This is a genomic window from Bacillus sp. 16GRE42 (assembly GCF_019837435.1).
Classification (GTDB): domain Bacteria; phylum Bacillota; class Bacilli; order Bacillales; family Bacillaceae_G; genus Bacillus_A; species Bacillus_A wiedmannii.
In genome coordinates this window covers 418,569-434,402 of record NZ_JADAXF010000004.1, presented here as the reverse complement: position 1 = coordinate 434,402, position 15,834 = coordinate 418,569, and the positions used below count along the sequence as shown (strand labels likewise).

16 protein-coding genes are annotated in these 15,834 nt (G+C 37.3%); 10 read left to right on the top strand and 6 right to left on the bottom strand.

Features of this window, described 5'->3' with window-relative positions; all coding sequences use genetic code 11:
• Window positions 1-17: 17 nt before the first annotated feature.
• Window positions 18-2,069 (bottom strand): transglycosylase domain-containing protein, encoded by a 2,052-nt coding sequence (locus ILS93_RS22645; protein WP_064476073.1) that lies wholly within the window; start codon window positions 2,067-2,069, stop codon window positions 18-20.
• Window positions 2,070-2,171: 102 nt separating this feature from the next.
• Entirely contained in the window at window positions 2,172-2,897 is a 726-nt protein-coding gene (locus ILS93_RS22640; protein WP_088047727.1) for a glycerophosphodiester phosphodiesterase, read from the bottom strand.
• A gap of 152 nt (window positions 2,898-3,049) precedes the next feature.
• On the opposite strand from ILS93_RS22640, the gene ILS93_RS22635 reads away from it, so the two are divergent.
• The 4 genes from ILS93_RS22635 to speB all read left to right on the top strand — a co-directional run bounded on the left by ILS93_RS22635 (window position 3,050) and on the right by speB (window position 6,732).
• Window positions 3,050-3,457, top strand: coding sequence for a MerR family transcriptional regulator (locus ILS93_RS22635; RefSeq protein ID WP_222661311.1), 408 nt, complete (start codon window positions 3,050-3,052; stop codon window positions 3,455-3,457).
• Between the two features lie 5 nt (window positions 3,458-3,462).
• Window positions 3,463-4,626: an MFS transporter gene (locus ILS93_RS22630; RefSeq protein ID WP_048560437.1), complete on the top strand. Its 1,164-nt coding sequence runs from the start codon at window positions 3,463-3,465 to the stop codon at window positions 4,624-4,626.
• Between the two features lie 186 nt (window positions 4,627-4,812).
• Window positions 4,813-5,640: a polyamine aminopropyltransferase gene (speE, locus tag ILS93_RS22625; protein WP_064476076.1), complete on the top strand. Its 828-nt coding sequence runs from the start codon at window positions 4,813-4,815 to the stop codon at window positions 5,638-5,640.
• 219 nt (window positions 5,641-5,859) lie between these two features.
• Window positions 5,860-6,732: an agmatinase gene (speB, locus tag ILS93_RS22620; RefSeq protein WP_001209823.1), complete on the top strand. Its 873-nt coding sequence runs from the start codon at window positions 5,860-5,862 to the stop codon at window positions 6,730-6,732.
• Between the two features lie 113 nt (window positions 6,733-6,845).
• Here speB and ILS93_RS22615 read toward each other — a convergent pair whose 3' ends face one another.
• Window positions 6,846-7,883 (bottom strand): PTS sugar transporter subunit IIC, encoded by a 1,038-nt coding sequence (locus ILS93_RS22615; protein ID WP_064476077.1) that lies wholly within the window; start codon window positions 7,881-7,883, stop codon window positions 6,846-6,848.
• A 234-nt stretch (window positions 7,884-8,117) separates the two neighbouring features.
• Here ILS93_RS22615 and ILS93_RS22610 point away from each other — a divergent pair, with 234 nt between their 5' ends.
• Window positions 8,118-8,480, top strand: a complete 363-nt coding sequence (locus tag ILS93_RS22610) for a YxeA family protein (protein ID WP_064476078.1) — start codon at window positions 8,118-8,120, stop codon at window positions 8,478-8,480.
• A gap of 10 nt (window positions 8,481-8,490) precedes the next feature.
• Here the strand turns inward: ILS93_RS22610 and ILS93_RS22605 are convergent, their stop codons facing one another.
• Complete coding sequence (locus tag ILS93_RS22605; RefSeq protein WP_222661308.1) at window positions 8,491-9,546, bottom strand: S66 family peptidase; 1,056 nt, start codon at window positions 9,544-9,546, stop codon at window positions 8,491-8,493.
• 148 nt (window positions 9,547-9,694) lie between these two features.
• Here ILS93_RS22605 and ILS93_RS22600 point away from each other — a divergent pair, with 148 nt between their 5' ends.
• The 5 genes from ILS93_RS22600 to ILS93_RS22580 all read left to right on the top strand — a co-directional run bounded on the left by ILS93_RS22600 (window position 9,695) and on the right by ILS93_RS22580 (window position 13,528).
• The gene (locus tag ILS93_RS22600) at window positions 9,695-10,132 is read left to right on the top strand and encodes a YwiB family protein (RefSeq protein ID WP_000414871.1); all 438 of its coding nucleotides are present in this window, start codon (window positions 9,695-9,697) and stop codon (window positions 10,130-10,132) included.
• The gene (gene argS / locus ILS93_RS22595; RefSeq protein ID WP_001086442.1) at window positions 10,132-11,802 is read left to right on the top strand and encodes an arginine--tRNA ligase; all 1,671 of its coding nucleotides are present in this window, start codon (window positions 10,132-10,134) and stop codon (window positions 11,800-11,802) included. Before ILS93_RS22600 ends, argS begins: the two co-directional genes overlap by 1 nt.
• A gap of 242 nt (window positions 11,803-12,044) precedes the next feature.
• Entirely contained in the window at window positions 12,045-12,572 is a 528-nt protein-coding gene (locus ILS93_RS22590; RefSeq protein WP_222661306.1) for an RNA polymerase sigma factor, read from the top strand.
• Window positions 12,559-12,873 carry an anti-sigma factor gene (locus ILS93_RS22585; protein WP_179194461.1) on the top strand — a complete coding sequence of 105 codons (315 nt, stop codon included), beginning with the start codon at window positions 12,559-12,561 and terminating at the stop codon, window positions 12,871-12,873. Before ILS93_RS22590 ends, ILS93_RS22585 begins: the two co-directional genes overlap by 14 nt.
• Window positions 12,857-13,528, top strand: coding sequence for an ABA4-like family protein (locus ILS93_RS22580; RefSeq protein ID WP_222661303.1), 672 nt, complete (start codon window positions 12,857-12,859; stop codon window positions 13,526-13,528). The genes ILS93_RS22585 and ILS93_RS22580 overlap by 17 nt, the downstream gene beginning before the upstream one ends.
• 177 nt (window positions 13,529-13,705) lie before the next feature.
• On the opposite strand, the gene ILS93_RS22575 is transcribed toward ILS93_RS22580, so the two are convergent.
• Both ILS93_RS22575 and ILS93_RS22570 read right to left on the bottom strand, forming a co-directional pair.
• On the bottom strand, window positions 13,706-14,080 hold the full coding sequence (locus ILS93_RS22575) for a hypothetical protein (protein WP_222661301.1): 375 nt from the start codon (window positions 14,078-14,080) through the stop codon (window positions 13,706-13,708).
• 147 nt (window positions 14,081-14,227) lie between these two features.
• On the bottom strand, window positions 14,228-15,628 hold the full coding sequence (locus ILS93_RS22570) for a M28 family metallopeptidase (protein ID WP_222661299.1): 1,401 nt from the start codon (window positions 15,626-15,628) through the stop codon (window positions 14,228-14,230).
• Window positions 15,629-15,834: the final 206 nt, after the last annotated feature.

Here is a 15,834-nt window from a genome sequence, read left to right as displayed (position 1 = left end):
CCCGTCAGCTATTTTTTTTACCAAGGAAGATATTTTTTCCACCAACTTGTTTTTTTCTTTTCTTCAGTTGTCTTTTCAAATTCTTCTTTATCATCAACATGATCCATACAATATTCAGTCGGTTCTGTACCTTTTGCGAAATACATTTTCACTGAAATTGGACAATTTTTTGTAGCGATTTTTCCGTTTTCAGGGTTAATATCGACTGCAACGACGTCACTTGGTTGTTTAAACTCTTTTTTAGGCTGTCCATCTAATCCTTTTTCCATCGTATCGGTCCATATTCTTTTTGCATATCCTTGTTCTGCTACGTTTGAAATCGATTTAGGTTGATCGTATCCAACCCATACACCCGTTACGATTTGCGGGGTAAATCCAATCATCCAACTATCTGTTTCAGTAGAACCGGATTTTCCGGCATATGTTCTTGATAGTTTAGATAACATCGATTGACCAGTTACAGCAGCATAGCTGCTCAGTTTTTTATTAAACATGCCCGTCATCATTTCTTCCATCACAAACGCTTTGCTTTTATCGAGAACTTGTTTACTCTCCAGATGAGCATCGTATAACATGTTTCCTTCCTGGTCCATAATGCGGCGAATAAACATCGGTTTTACTTCTTTTCCACCGTTTGCGAACATGCTATAAGCATTCGCCATTTCAATTGGTTTTACAGGAGATGTGCCAAGAGCAAGAGATGGAACATCTTTTAATGCGCTCGTAATTCCGAATTGTTTCGCTGTTTTTGTAAGGATATCTTCACCTAAAAACAAATTCGTTTTCACAGCATATATGTTATCAGAAACTGCGAGAGCTTGTGCCATCGTTACGAAATCATCTGCATAATAATCTTTATAGTTTTTTGGTTTATACTTTGAAACACCGTCGCCTAAAGTAAATACCGTATATTCGCTTTTTAAGCGCGTAGCAGGGGTGAATCCTCGTTCTAGTGCCGCATAGTATAGAAATGGCTTAAATGTAGAACCAGGCTGACGAACGGCTTGTGTAGCCCTGTTAAATTGACTCTTATTATAATCGGTTCCTCCCACAAGGGCAGCCACTTCACCTGTTTTTGGATTCATAGAGACGAGTGCGGTTTGTATGTTTGTTGTGTCAGGTATGTGATCTTTTACAGCTTGCTCTGCAACAGATTGTAATTTAGGGTCTAGTGTTGTATAAATACGCAGGCCACCCTTTTGTAAGGCTTGTTCATCTAATCCGATATCACGAAGAAGAGAAGCTTGTACAGCATCTTGAAAATAAGGTGCAATCTCTGCCACTTTTTTTGTATCTAATGAGGCAAAATTTAGTGGCTCTTTTTTTGCTGATATTGCTTGTTGCTTCGTAATATAACCTTGTTCTACCATTTCGTCTAATATGAGAGATTGTCGTCCTTTCGCACGATCCTCTTTTAAAAAGGGAGAGTAGACACTAGGTCCTTTCGGAATGCCTGCGAGCATACTAGCTTCCGCTAATGTTAATTCTTTTGCTGTTTTATCGAAATATAGACGGGACGCAGCTTCGATACCATAAGCACCATGTCCGTAATAAATTGTATTTAAATATCCTTCTAAAATATGATTTTTATTATAGTTCACTTCAAGGCGGATTGTGTACATCGCTTCTAATAGTTTACGTTTCCACGTTTTATCATGATCTAAGTATAGGTTACGAGCATACTGTTGTGTAATCGTACTAGCACCTTGGACTTTTGCCATCGCTTTTAAATCGGCAACAATAGCACCAGCAATACGTTTCATATCAAAGCCATGATGTTTGTAGAATCGTTGATCTTCTATAGATAGTGTCGCCTCTTTTACATAAGGAGAGATTTCATTGAGAGATACATTGTAACGTTTTTGCATTTCATTATTTTGTCCGATAACAGTGTCATCATTAGCGTAAAAGACACTCGTTTGCGGGACAGCAACAGGAGGAGGTCCCATAATTTTTGCAACTATAATAATAACAAAAAAGGAAAAAACGAAAAAAAGAACAGAAGAAAACATTACGGTGAAGAAAAGACGTTTATATTTTTTAAGTTTCGGATTCATAGTTTGATCCATCTTTTTCAGCCCCTCAATACTAATACAAACATTATTGTATTAGTATTGAGGGTTTTCGGTTATTTTAAACAATGAAATTTCGAAAACAAAAAGCTCCTTCAATTAAGAAAGGAGCTCAAAGGCACGTGCTGGCCAATCGGTAATAATAACATCTACGCCATAGTCAATCATAATTTGTAAATCTTTGTATTCGTTAATTGTATAAGGGCGGAAAGCGTACCCTTGATTTTGTGCAAATTGGACAAATTCTTTTGTTAATAATTGAAAGTTTGGGTGTAAACCAGTTGCGTTTCTATTTTTTGCTTCAGCAATCGGATCAGCAAGTGGTGTGTCATATAAAATTGCTCTTGGGATTTCAGGAGCTATTTCTGCTAATAATGAAATAGAGTCGTGGTTAAATGATGAGAATACAATTTGATTAGATAGATGATATTCACGAACGAGAGCGATAGCTTTTTCTTCAATAGTTGGATAGTGAATGACATCTGTTTTTAACTCAATGTTGAGCTGTAACTTTGTTGTAGATAGCCAAATGAATACTTCGCGTAACGTTGGGATTTTTGCTTCATGGAAAGAAGGGTCTTTATGGCTGCCAGCATCTAAAGCTTGTAATTCCGCTACCGTTTTTTCAGAAACAAGACCGATACCATTTGTTGTGCGATCTACTGTTTCATCGTGAATCACGACAAGTTCACCATCTTTTGATAGGTGGACATCAAGCTCGATGCCATGGGCTCCAATGCGTTCGGCTTCTTGGAAAGCAATCATCGTATTTTCAGGATGTGTTCCTTTTACCCCGCGGTGGGCGAAAATAAGTGGTTTATTCATAGGGAAATCTCCTTATCGTTTCTTTTCTTTCATTATGAAACTGCTTTTGGAAAAATACAATTGAATGGGAAAAACATTTACAAAAGTCTAACAGTTGCACAAAAGTTAACGTTAACGTAAAATGTAATAATTGAGTGAAGGGAGGAATAAACATGTATAAAATTGATGAAGTCACAAAGCAAGTTGGTTTAACAAAACGTACACTTCGTTATTATGAGGAAATTGGTTTAATTCATCCCCCTGAACGTAGTGAGGGGAACATTCGCCTGTATACAGAAGAGGATATCGCCAGAATTAAAAGAATTGTGGAAGCGAAAGAAGTGTTAGGAATTACGCTTCAAGAAATGCAACATTTCTTATCGTTAAAAGAACGAATGGAGCAAAGAAGAAATAGTGAGAACCCTCGTGACCGCGAAGTGATTCAAGAAATTAAAGAGATGCTTGAAAAACAAGTGCAAACGCTAGACGAGAAAATGGAGCAAATGCAGCGCGTAAAGGCGGAACTCGAGGATAGTTTACATCGCGCAGCGACATTTTTAGAGAATACAAAAGGAGAGTAATCAAAATGGAGAGCAAACAAAAACTAGGGAGATTGATTACAGTGGTGGCTACCTTTCTTGCCTTTTCGGGTATAGGGGTAGTCGATCCAATCTTGCCAAGCATCGCTGAGCAAATTGGTGCATCGCATTGGCAAGTAGAGATGTTATTTACAGCATATATTTTAACGATGGCAATTATGATGTTACCAGCTGGAATATTCGCATCGAGATTTGGTGATAAACGAATGATGACGATCGGTCTTGCGATCGTGACTGTATTTGCGTTTATATGCGGTATATCGCAAACGATTGCTCAATTATCTCTTTTCCGCGCTGGATGGGGATTAGGAAATGCGATGTTCTTTGCAACGGCGATGACATTATTGATTGCATTAAGTAAAGAAGTTCATGAAGCGGTAGGGTTATATGAAGCAGCTATCGGTTTAGGGATGGCAGGCGGACCGTTATTAGGCGGTATATTAGGTGGACATTCTTGGCGTTACCCATTTTTTGCGACGAGTATTTTAATTTTCTTAGCATTTATTTTAGTTTTCTTTTTTGTAAAAGAACCGGAGCGAAAAGTGAAGCGTAAAGCGGCAGGCGTAGGAGAATTACTTAACCTAGTGAAATATAAACCGTTTATGCAAGGTGCGATTTCAGGAATGTTATACTACTACGGATTTTTCGTTGTATTGGCATATTCACCACTTATTATGCATTTATCTGCTATTCAATTAGGGTTTGTATTTTGCGGATGGGGATTAGCGTTAGCTTACGGTTCAGCAATTTTAGCTCATAAGCTGGAAGGTAAATATGAGCCGAAAGCATTGTTGAAAGGCAGTTTACTCGTATTTGCGCTTTTCTTAATCGCGCTATTCTTCGTGAAAGTTATGTGGTTACAAATTGTATTAATTGTTCTATCAGGATTAGCATCTGGATTAAATAATGCATTATTTACAAGTTATGTAATGGATATTTCACCTTATGAAAGATCTGTTACATCAGGTGTTTATAACTTCGTTCGTTGGTTGGGTGGCGCAATTGCTCCAATCTTATCAGGAATCATCGGCCACACTGTTTCACCACAAAGTCCGTTTTTAGTCGGTGGAATTGTTGTGTTAGTCGGTTGTGTAATGATTTTAATTCCGGTTCGAAAACCGGTAGAAGTAGAGAGAAAAGCCCTTTCTTAAGAAAGGGTTTTCTTTCCTATTACAGGGCAATCCCTTTTCGTATATATGTTAGAACCCTCTGACTAAAATATATTTTCGGTATTTTTGTACTTTTAACTATACTTTTTGGATGTTTTGTTTTATTTTTGTTAGGGGACATTAATGATGTCCCTATTATAAATTTGCATTGAAAGGCGTGATTGTACGATGGAACTATGGTTCACTGAAAAACAAACAAAACATTTTGGGATTACGGCGCGTATTAACCGCACATTACATACGGAGCAAACAGAATTCCAAAAACTTGATATGGTTGAAACGGAAGAGTTCGGAAACATGCTTATTTTAGATGGCATGGTTATGACAACAGAAAAAGATGAGTTCGTTTATCATGAAATGGTAGCGCACGTACCTTTATTTACACATCCAAACCCTGAAAACGTATTAGTTGTAGGTGGTGGCGATGGTGGTGTTATTCGTGAAGTGTTAAAACACCCAAGCGTAAAGAAAGCAACTCTTGTTGAAATCGATGGAAAAGTAATTGAGTACTCTAAACAATACTTACCATCAATTGCAGGTGCATTAGATAATGAGCGTGTAGAAGTAAAAGTAGGAGACGGTTTCCTACACATCGCAGAAAGCGAAAATGAATATGACGTAATTATGGTAGATTCTACTGAGCCAGTAGGACCAGCAGTAAACCTATTTACAAAAGGCTTCTACGCTGGAATTTCAAAAGCGTTAAAAGAAGATGGTATTTTCGTTGCACAAACGGACAACCCTTGGTTCACACCAGAACTAATTACAACTGTGTTTAAAGACGTAAAAGAAATCTTCCCAATTACTCGTTTATACACAGCGAACATTCCAACTTACCCAAGTGGACTTTGGACATTCACAATCGGATCTAAACAACATGATCCACTAGAAGTAAGTGAAGAGCGTTTCCACGAAATCGAAACGAAATACTACACAAAAGAATTACACAATGCAGCATTCGCATTACCGAAATTTGTTGGCGATTTAATTAAGTAAGAAATCGAGTTTGAACAAATAAAGTGTAGGTAGCTCATTTAAGGTGTTTGTCCAGAAGACTTGAACATGCTAGCTACTTACACTCCTGTAAAGAAAATCGTCTTCTTATTGTTAAAAAAGAAGACACCGGTAAATCGAGAAAGAGGAGCAGCTCGCTCCAAATTTGAGAAATAATGAAAGGTTGGGATACCTTAAGTTCCACATAAGGAGGAAAAGAGTATGCGTTTTGATGAAGCTTATTCAGGTAAAGTATTTATTAAAAGTCATCCAAGTTTTGAAGAGTCAGAGGCAGTTATTTACGGGATGCCAATGGATTGGACAGTAAGCTACCGTCCAGGTTCTCGTTTTGGCCCTGCACGTATTCGTGAAGTATCAATTGGTCTTGAAGAATATAGCCCATATTTAGATCGTGAACTAGAAGAGGTAAAATATTTTGATGCGGGTGATATTCCATTACCATTTGGAAATCCACAGCGTAGCATAGACATGATTGAAGAGTATGTATCAAAACTTTTAGATGCCGATAAGTTTCCACTAGGTCTCGGCGGTGAGCACTTAGTGTCTTGGCCAATTTTTAAGGCAATGGCAAAAAAATATCCGGATTTAGCAATCATCCATATGGATGCTCATACTGATTTACGTGAATCGTATGAAGGGGAGCCTTTATCGCACTCTACACCTATTCGTAAAGTGTGCGATTTAATTGGTCCGGAAAACGTATATTCTTTCGGTATTCGTTCTGGAATGAAGGAAGAATTCGAATGGGCAAAAGAAGTAGGTATGAACTTATATAAATTTGACGTATTAGAACCGTTAAAAGAAGTATTACCGAAACTTGCAGGACGCCCAGTTTATGTCACAATCGACATTGACGTATTAGACCCAGCTCACGCTCCAGGAACAGGAACGTTAGAAGCTGGAGGTATCACATCTAAAGAATTATTAGATTCCATCGTGGCAATTGCAAATTCAAATATAAATGTAGTTGGAGCAGACTTAGTAGAAGTAGCTCCTGTCTACGACCATAGTGATCAAACACCAGTCGCAGCAAGCAAATTCGTGCGGGAAATGCTGCTCGGTTGGGTGAAGTAAAAGTGAAGCCGACTGTTTAGATCCGGTGAATAAGGTTCTTAGACGCAAGGGTCTAGGAGGCGTAACTGGATAAAAAAAGAGCTATTCTCAAACGATGAGAATAGCTCTTTTTCTTATGCAACCTTCTCTTCCGAAGTAATGCCGCGAATTTCATCAGCAGAACGAATTGGATATTTGCGGAATACGATTGATCCGATGTATCCAACAATAGTGGTAACGATTCCACATAATACAGCAGCAATTGTTACTTTTACAACGTCATTAAATCCGAATAAGACAAGAAGTCCTGGGATTGGTGATGCTGTTCCTGGCGCATTATTAACGAGCTGGAACAGAGATGTAATAATACCAGCAAGCGCACCGCCAACGAAGTTTGTCGCATAAATTGGAATTGGATTTGCTGAAACAACATCGGCTTGTGTTAAAGGCTCGATTGCTACAGCAATTGTATCTTTCTTTGAACAAATCTTTAGTCGTTTAAAGAAAATAAAGTTCATTGGGGCTGAGGCTGCTACGGCAAGACTACCAATTGCCATTGGTAAACCTGTTAATCCAAGCATTGCAGTTAGTGCCATAGAACTTAATGGAGAGGTAGAAATAACTGTTATTAATCCACCAAGCATAATACCCATAATGATAGGACTTTCTGTAGTTGCAACTGAAATCATAGAACCGATTTTACCGAGTGTTGCGTTCACGAGCGGATCCATAAGCATGGCCATGCCGCGCGAGATTGGTGCAGCAATAAATAAAATTGCTAAGAATTCTACACCAGCCGGTAATTTCTTTTCGAGAAATTTCACGACGAAAGCGCAAATGTATCCAGCGAAAAATCCTGGTAAAATACCGAATCCACTAGTAGCGATACCGATTAAAACAGCATATACGGGTGAAACACCGATTGCTAATGCGACTAAAATTGCCGCTGCGACACCGCTCATACTACCAGAAGCTTCTCCTACTGATTGTAAAAAGTCATTATGAAACATTTCTCCACCGATATAACGGTGAAATGCTTCAATAAGAAAACTTGCGATTGCTGCATTAGCTAAAGCACCCATTGCTTTCATGCCGTAAGGAGCACGGTAACTAAAAAGTGTAAATAGACAAAGTACAACAAGTAATAGTGCTAAACCTTGCAAGATAGCCATTTGAAAACTGTCTCCTTTGATTTTTGTAATAAAAATTCGTATCATTCAATAATAATATAAAAGTTTGGTAAACGGAAAATTTTTTTGATGGGAATTTGCTATAAAGGGAAAAACTCTTACAATAATGTAAGGAAAGTGTAAGGCGTTTCGATAGAGTATAGTATGTTGTTTTTCGTATAATACATGTATAGACATAAGGTTAGTGAGAAAGAAGTGCAAACAGGAGGCGCATTTATGAAATTGGTAATTAAAGTTTTAGCTGTGTTCGCCATTATTTTAGGGGGAACAGCATATTATTTAAACACAAAAACAGAAGGTGTACATGCTTTTGTAGACAACTTCTTTTCAAATAAAGAAATACAAGATTATTATGCGGTTATAGATAAAGGTGAGAAAAAAGCCGGTGAATACTTGTATACATTTAAAGGGTATACAGAAGACGGAAAGTTACAAGTTGTGAAAAGAATGATGAACCGTGAATTGCATACGGGGGAATTTATAAAAATTTATGCAAAAGGTACGCAAGGAAAAGGATGGGCTGAAATCTCAAAAGAATCAATTCCGCAAAAAGCATTGGAGAAAATAGAAAAACCATAAAAGGAGCGACTCATTCGCTCCTTTTATGTTGCGTTAAAATGGTGATCGATGTCTTTTCTTTGTTAGAAATGATTTTTGCACGTCCACCAATTGGGAAAGTGAAAATCGGGGTTGTATGCCCGAAACTTGCGTTTGCAATGATAGGGGTATGTGCAAGTTCAGGTTTTGAAGCGATCATTTCTTGAATGTCTTCTATCGTACATTGTGCACCTTTTTGCATCTTTCCTATGACGATGCCTTTTATATGTTCAAAGTTAGGTTGCTGCATAAGAGAATGTAAATAACGATCAAAAGTGTTAAGGGTAGCTTTTCCAGTTAAACTATCCTCCTCAAGAAATAATATTTTATCCTGTAAGTTTGGCATATATGGTGTACCTTGTAGTAAATTCAATGTGCTCATATTACCACCGATAATCTCTCCAGTTGCTTCGCCTTCATGAATCGAAACATAACCTTCATTTTTAATAAATTCTCGATTTTCTTGATCGATGTACCAAGAATCATCGCTCCATGTTTCAGATGGCAGGACTTCAATAGGTTCATTAGAAGTTAAGCATTTTAAAAAATAATCAGTCGTATATTCGAGACCTTTCTCCATTCCAAATGAAGAGAAATGGGGGCCTGAATATGTAACAAGTCCTGTTTTTGTGTAAATTGCATTATTTAAAGCGGTAATATCAGAATAGCCACAGAAAAACTTCGGGTTTTCTCGAATTAAGTCATAATCGAGATGTTTCAATAAACCATTAGAGTTATATCCGCCAAGTGTCGTCAAAACGGCTTTTACATTAGGGTCTCTAAATGCATCATGAAGATCTTGAACACGTGAAGAAATAGAAGAGGAAGCAAATCGATCGATCTCATCAGCATATGTTGAGAATGTAACTTGAAAGCCCATGTCGGTTAATCTTTTTATTGCAAGCTCTTGGTTCGTATTTGAGACAATACTTAAACTACAAGAGGGTGAAATAACTCTAATTTCATCACCTTTTTTCAATTTTGTCGGTAGCACATAACTCACCTCTTTAAATGAAAGAATATTTAGATTTAAAAAACATTTTATCATATGAAATAAAGTGGAAGTGAATTATTTTTTGAAATAGAGTTTTCCTGATTTTTCAGCAGACAGACAGAGGTTTTTTTTGATATGATAGGAAAAGTGATTTATTATAAGTAGTATTTAATATCTATAACATTTGAAAGGTGTGCAAGACGTGGAGAAACAACTTGCAGGCTTGCCGGTACACGTTCATTTCGTAACAGAAATCCGTGAAGGGGCGAGGAAGGAAACCGTTGCTTTTGAAGCAAATGGTCAATACTATGTAAAAGGTCAAGGTACATATGTAACATTCCAAGAGCCGAACGAACAGGGCGAAGTGAAAACAATTATTAAAATTCAAGGTGAACAAGTTCTCATTATGCGTTCAGGTGCTGTTTCAATGCGTCAAACGCATGTGAAAGGTGAATGGACAACTGGTACGTATACGAGTGAACTTGGTACGTTTGCATTGCAAACGAAAACTGATAACGTTCTTTTTAAATGGTCGGATGAAAAGAAAAAAGGACAACTCTTCTTAACGTACGCATTGCTTCTAAGTGAACAAGAAGCTGGCAGATATACAATTACACTTAATTTGAAGGAGGCAAAATAATGAATTCTTTAGAACAAGTAAAAGGATTAATTAAAGAAGAAATTCAAGCTGCTGTATTAAAGGCAGAATTAGCGACAGAAGAACAGATTCCAAACGTTGTATTAGAATCTCCAAAAGATAAAACAAATGGTGACTTCTCTACGAATATGGCAATGCAACTTGCACGTGTTGCGAAAAAAGCACCTCGTATGATTGCAGAAGAATTAGTTGCAAACTTCGATAAAGCAAAAGCTTCTATTGAAAAAATTGAAATCGCAGGACCTGGTTTCATTAACTTCTACATGGATAATAGCTATTTAACAGACTTAATCCCAACAATCGTTAACGCTGGCGAAGCTTACGGTGAAACGAATACTGGTAAAGGTGAAAAAGTACAAATTGAGTTCGTATCTGCAAATCCAACAGGTGACCTTCACTTAGGACATGCACGTGGTGCGGCAGTAGGTGACACTTTATGTAACGTATTAGCAAAAGCAGGATACGATGTATCTCGTGAATACTACATTAATGACGCTGGTAACCAAATTCATAACTTAGCTCTTTCTGTTGAAGCTCGTTACATGCAAGCTTTAGGCCTAGAGAAAGAAATGCCAGAAGACGGATACCATGGTGCGGACATCATTGGAATCGGTAAGCGTTTAGCTGAAGAGTTTGGCGATCGTTATGCAAAAGCTGATGCTGAAGAAAGCTATGAGTTCTATCGTTCATACGGTTTAAAATATGAGTTAGCAAAACTTCAAAAAGACTTAGAAAGCTTCCGTGTTAAATTCGATGTATGGTTCTCAGAAACATCATTATATAAAAACGGAAAAATCGATGCTGCACTTGCAGTATTAAAAGAGCGTGACGAGATCTTTGAAGAAGGCGGTGCAACTTGGTTCCGTTCTATGACTTACGGTGACGACAAAAACCGTGTATTAATTAAAAACGACGGTTCTTACACATACTTAACGCCAGATATCGCTTACCACCGTGATAAATTAGAGCGTGGTTTCGATAAGTTAATCAACATTTGGGGTGCTGATCACCACGGTTACATTCCTCGTATGAAAGCTGCTATTCAAGCACTTGGTTACGATAAAGAAACACTTGAAGTAGAAATCATCCAAATGGTACAACTGTACCAAAATGGTGAAAAAATGAAGATGAGTAAGCGTACAGGTAAAGCAGTTACACTTCGTGAACTTATGGAAGAAGTAGGCGTGGACGCAATGCGTTACTTCTTCGCAATGCGTAGCGGTGATTCTCATTTAGACTTTGATATGGACTTAGCCGTATCAAAATCTAATGAAAATCCAGTATACTATGCACAGTATGCTCATGCTCGCGTATGCAGTATCCTTCGTCAAGGTGAAGAGTTAGGATTAGCTGCAGGCGGAGACGTGAATTACAAGCTTGTTACTTCGGAGAAAGAAGTAGAGTTACTGAAAAAACTTGGTGAATTCCCAGCTGTAGTTGCGGATGCAGCACAAAAACGTCTGCCACACCGCATTACAAGCTATGCATTTGAATTAGCAGCAGCATTACACAGCTTCTACAATGCAGAAAAAGTATTAAACCAAGATAACTTAGAATTAAGTAAAGCTCGCTATGAGTTAATGAAAGCAGTACGCACTACACTTCAAAATGCATTAGCAATCGTAGGAGTATCTGCACCAGAAAAAATGTAATAAAGAAAAGCGGAAGCGACTCGTTCAGAATAGGAGGGGGATGGAGCTCCTGACAGAGAGGCGTACTTTACCTCGGAGGAAGGCGCGAAGCCACCGAGTATTCTAGCCGATTTTTCGTTTTCAGTAAAAGGCAATCACACGATGTTGTGATTGCCTTTTTGTATGGAGATAATAAAAAAATAAAATTTTATCAAACAAAGGGAGAAATTGCGTCGTCTTATATAAATGACAGGAGGTTTAAGATGGAAGAAAAGGTAGAAGAATTAATTGATATATATAAGCAGCAAATATATTCCTTATGCTATAAATTAGCGAAAACGAAAGAAGATGCAGAAGATATTTTTCAAGAGACTTGGATAAAAGTTTTTTCCTCTAGGCACCAACTTTCTTGTGTGGAAAATTATAAAAAATGGATTACTACAATTTGTGTTCGTACATTTTATGACTTTTATCGTAAGAAGAAAAGGTGGAAAGATCGCATATTGGATTTATTTCATAAAGAGGATGGGAGAGAAATAGATTTCGCAGATGAAGTGAATATATCAGAAGAATTTATTCAAAAAGTGGAAGTGGAAATGATACGGGAAGTTATACAGCTATTGAATGAAAAATATAAAACCGTGCTCGTACTCTACTATTATGAACAATACTCTTATAAAGAAATGAGCGAAATATTAAATATACCGATTGGTACGGTGAAATACCGCCTTAATTATGCGAAGAAGCAAATGCGGGAACATTTGGAGGGGTTCGTTTATGACAGAAGATAAGTTTGATCAGAAGATAAGGAGCAGCTTAGCTGAAGACATGATTCCAAGCGAAGAGCTGATAAATAATACGAAACAGAGCGTACGAAATGCTCGAAAATTAGAGAAGAGATGGGTTATTTGTATTCATGCTATTTGGATTATTTTATTAACAGTTGTTATGGAGCAGTTTGTCACTCATTTGAATCATAAAGTCCCTATGTTGATAGCAAGTGTGATTATGATGCATCTATACGTTCCTATATATGTTGTCATACAGTCATTTTTAAAGAAGGAGTATAAATTACATGATAGAGTTCGCTAATCCATTTGTAGTATTTGAGATAGCTGGGATTACAATGCTTTTGACTTTTATAGCACTTTTAGTATGTGTAGCATCATGGGTGTATACAGATGCGAAAACGCGTGGAATAAGTAAGTGGTGGAGTGTTATAGCGATTGTATTGCCATTTTTTATTGGAGTTTTGTTATATATGATAAGAAGAAGTACCAAGAAAATAGAAGGACAACATACGATGAAGGCTATGAAAAAACAAAAGATAACATTAGTTGTCATATTTGCAAGTGCGATGTTTGTATTACTGAGCAGCTTTGCTTTCGTTCAAACGTTAGATGATATGTGGAGAGCTGGTGATATATATTTAGAAAATGAGAAGAAAGGGGAGACCAGTTACGAGGCAAAATTTTCATCATGGGATATCGCTGGGAAAGATATTGAACTTGAGTATGCAAAAGATACAGAAGTAACATTTTCTTATGAGACAGATGCAAAACGTGGGAGTTTATGTTTTAGCTTGTATGAAAGGCAAGGAGAAGGTATAAGAGAATTAAAAGAGATCTGTGAATCGAAAAAAGGTACTTTCAAAGCTACATTAAAAGTAAATGAAAAGTATGTATTTAATATAAGTGGTTTAATGGTGAAAGATGGTTTTGTAAAAGTGAATTGGGAAATAAAATAAAGGGCCTTGAGAAAGGCCCTTTATTTTATCCCGCTTTAATGGGCAGTAAGACCCCCACCTCAAAATTCAGCGAAAGCAAAGAATTTAGGTGGGGGATCAACTGCCCATAAAAGTCCGATTGGTTCAACTAATAATCAGTGGTGGATGAAGAAAACCCCCACTGATTAAAGTTTCACTTTATTGGATTGTATACGTAACGGAAAAGCTAACAGGACTATAGTAAACGAAAGGTGCATGAAATTGAACATGCATATTTCCATCTGTTTTTGCAGTGAAAATTCGGCCGTAACCATCAGAATAGCGTCCAATAAGGTTATGACTTGAGTCATAAACACTGTAACTAGGAGTTTTACTGTTAGGTTGAATTGTTAGTTCCTGTCCTTTTTGAAGGAAAATAGGTTCTTGTTCAGAACTACTTCCAGTTTGCAAAGAATAAAATTTTGTAAAGCTTTGTTCTTGAGTGGCAGCAGCGACTTTTGTTTCAGGAATAAAAGCGGTAGCGCCAGTAATTCCTGCTAAAGTTAAAGCACTGGCTAAAATCATTTTTTTCATAGTAGAAAAGGCCTCCTTATTAGTTGTAATCATTTTTGTTACACTTAATATTGTATAGGATAATGAGCAGGAGGAAATATGCTTTTATGCATATATATATTTTCTCAATAAAAGACCACTGATAAAAATCAGTGGTCTTTTAAATGATTAAGCAGCTTTCTGTTCAGTTTGAGCAACAGATTTTTGAAGTGTATTATAAACTCCTGTCCCGATAACTTCTAATGCCATTTTCATACGTTCAGGCGAAATGTTTTCTAACACATTATCTTGAGGCGTATGGTATACCTTCTCAATATGATAGATTAATGGATTCCAACTATCGACACCCATCCAAATAAATAGGGCGGCAGGAATACCAACTTCAGCAAATGGTACGTGATCACTAGAGCCGAATTTACCTTGTAGTATGAGGTCATTATTTAATTGTTTACCTGCTTGTAAGGCTGCGTCTGTTACAAGGTTTGGAGAACCGTTAGGGGTCATAGCATATAAATTCTTTGCTTTATCGTAATTTGTTGCAACCATGTCTGCGTTAAAGACACCTAAAATTCGATCGCGTTCTTTTTGGGATAGACTATTAACGTAATAATCGGAGCCAAGTAAGCCAGTCTCTTCAGAACCGAAAGCAATAAAACGAATTTCTTTATCAGTTTCTACATTTTGAAAAGCACGAGCCAGTTCTAATACTAACCCTGTACCAGAAGCATTATCGTTTGCTCCAGGTGCTCCAACGACACTATCATAGTGCGAACTTACAACGACAGCTTTTTCATTACCTGTGCTGTTTTTTGGTTTCTTTTTAGCGATGACATTAAGTGATGTTAAGCTAGATTCATGTCTCGCTTTTAGAGAAAGAAGAGTGGTCCCTTTTTTAGTGATTTCCTCTTTAAATGCATTTCCTTGCGCATAAGCAAGACCAAAGACAGGGATAGACTGCTTTTTCGTTAGGCGGGGATTGAAGGTTTGTCCATAATTTCCACGTCCGCCAATTAAACTGTATAAAAGGACACCTTTTGCGCCTTTGCTAACAGCATTTTCAACTTGTTTATTATAGTCTGCGACTGTTATTCCTCTTTCAAACAGAACAATTTTTCCGTTTACTTCATTTGGGATATCCTCTAATTTTGTTCCACCTTGAACAAAGATAAGAGGAGCTGTAACAGCTTCTGTAGAAATTAGTGCGTTAGGGGCAGCGCCGACTTGCCAATTACGTTTTGTGGATAATGGTGATTCAATAAATCCAACGTATTGATCCGGCACTTGAAATGGTTGATATTCTACTTCATAGCCCATTGATTTAAGCTGCATACCAACGTAGCGAGAAGCCCATTCTTCTGATTTCGTCCCACCAGGGCGAGGACCAATTGTTTCGGATAAGAAACGGATGTGTTCGAGGGCGCGGCTTGCATCAACTTGTTTTGTGATAGGTGAAGTCTGTGTGATTTCTGACGTGGAATCAGCTTTGGCTTGTCCAATTGGAGCTAAGCTAACAGCGAGTGATACAGCAAGCAAAGAGCTTACTATTTTTTGTTTCAAAGATTTTTTCATTTTTTCCTCTCCTATTCTTCTATTCTCTCTGACTGACAAAAGAAGACGGATAATGACTTTATTTTATCTTTATCTTCTTTATTTTTCAATATTCTGACATCGATAAATAAAAAACTCTATATGCATATTTGCATATTTTTGACGGAGATATGTATGCTATCATTTTAAATGAAGGTTCGCTTTCTGATTGGAAAGCTCCTACATTG

Bases quoted from the DNA above. Each gene is read 5' to 3' on its own strand.
- ILS93_RS22585 (WP_179194461.1), top strand. From the start codon at position 12,559: ATGACAGAAGATAAGTTTGATCAGAAGATAAGGAGCAGCTTAGCTGAA.
- ILS93_RS22570 (WP_222661299.1), bottom strand. From the start codon at position 15,628: ATGAAAAAATCTTTGAAACAAAAAATAGTAAGCTCTTTGCTTGCTGTA.
- ILS93_RS22605 (WP_222661308.1), bottom strand. From the start codon at position 9,546: ATGATAAAATGTTTTTTAAATCTAAATATTCTTTCATTTAAAGAGGTG.
- ILS93_RS22640 (WP_088047727.1), bottom strand. From the start codon at position 2,897: ATGAATAAACCACTTATTTTCGCCCACCGCGGGGTAAAAGGAACACAT.
- speB (WP_001209823.1), top strand. From the start codon at position 5,860: ATGCGTTTTGATGAAGCTTATTCAGGTAAAGTATTTATTAAAAGTCAT.
- ILS93_RS22615 (WP_064476077.1), bottom strand. From the start codon at position 7,883: ATGGCTATCTTGCAAGGTTTAGCACTATTACTTGTTGTACTTTGTCTA.
- argS (WP_001086442.1), top strand. From the start codon at position 10,132: ATGAATTCTTTAGAACAAGTAAAAGGATTAATTAAAGAAGAAATTCAA.
- ILS93_RS22610 (WP_064476078.1), top strand. From the start codon at position 8,118: ATGAAATTGGTAATTAAAGTTTTAGCTGTGTTCGCCATTATTTTAGGG.
- speE (WP_064476076.1), top strand. From the start codon at position 4,813: ATGGAACTATGGTTCACTGAAAAACAAACAAAACATTTTGGGATTACG.
- ILS93_RS22580 (WP_222661303.1), top strand. From the start codon at position 12,857: ATGATAGAGTTCGCTAATCCATTTGTAGTATTTGAGATAGCTGGGATT.
- ILS93_RS22590 (WP_222661306.1), top strand. From the start codon at position 12,045: ATGGAAGAAAAGGTAGAAGAATTAATTGATATATATAAGCAGCAAATA.
- ILS93_RS22575 (WP_222661301.1), bottom strand. From the start codon at position 14,080: ATGAAAAAAATGATTTTAGCCAGTGCTTTAACTTTAGCAGGAATTACT.
- ILS93_RS22645 (WP_064476073.1), bottom strand. From the start codon at position 2,069: ATGGATCAAACTATGAATCCGAAACTTAAAAAATATAAACGTCTTTTC.
- ILS93_RS22635 (WP_222661311.1), top strand. From the start codon at position 3,050: ATGTATAAAATTGATGAAGTCACAAAGCAAGTTGGTTTAACAAAACGT.
- ILS93_RS22630 (WP_048560437.1), top strand. From the start codon at position 3,463: ATGGAGAGCAAACAAAAACTAGGGAGATTGATTACAGTGGTGGCTACC.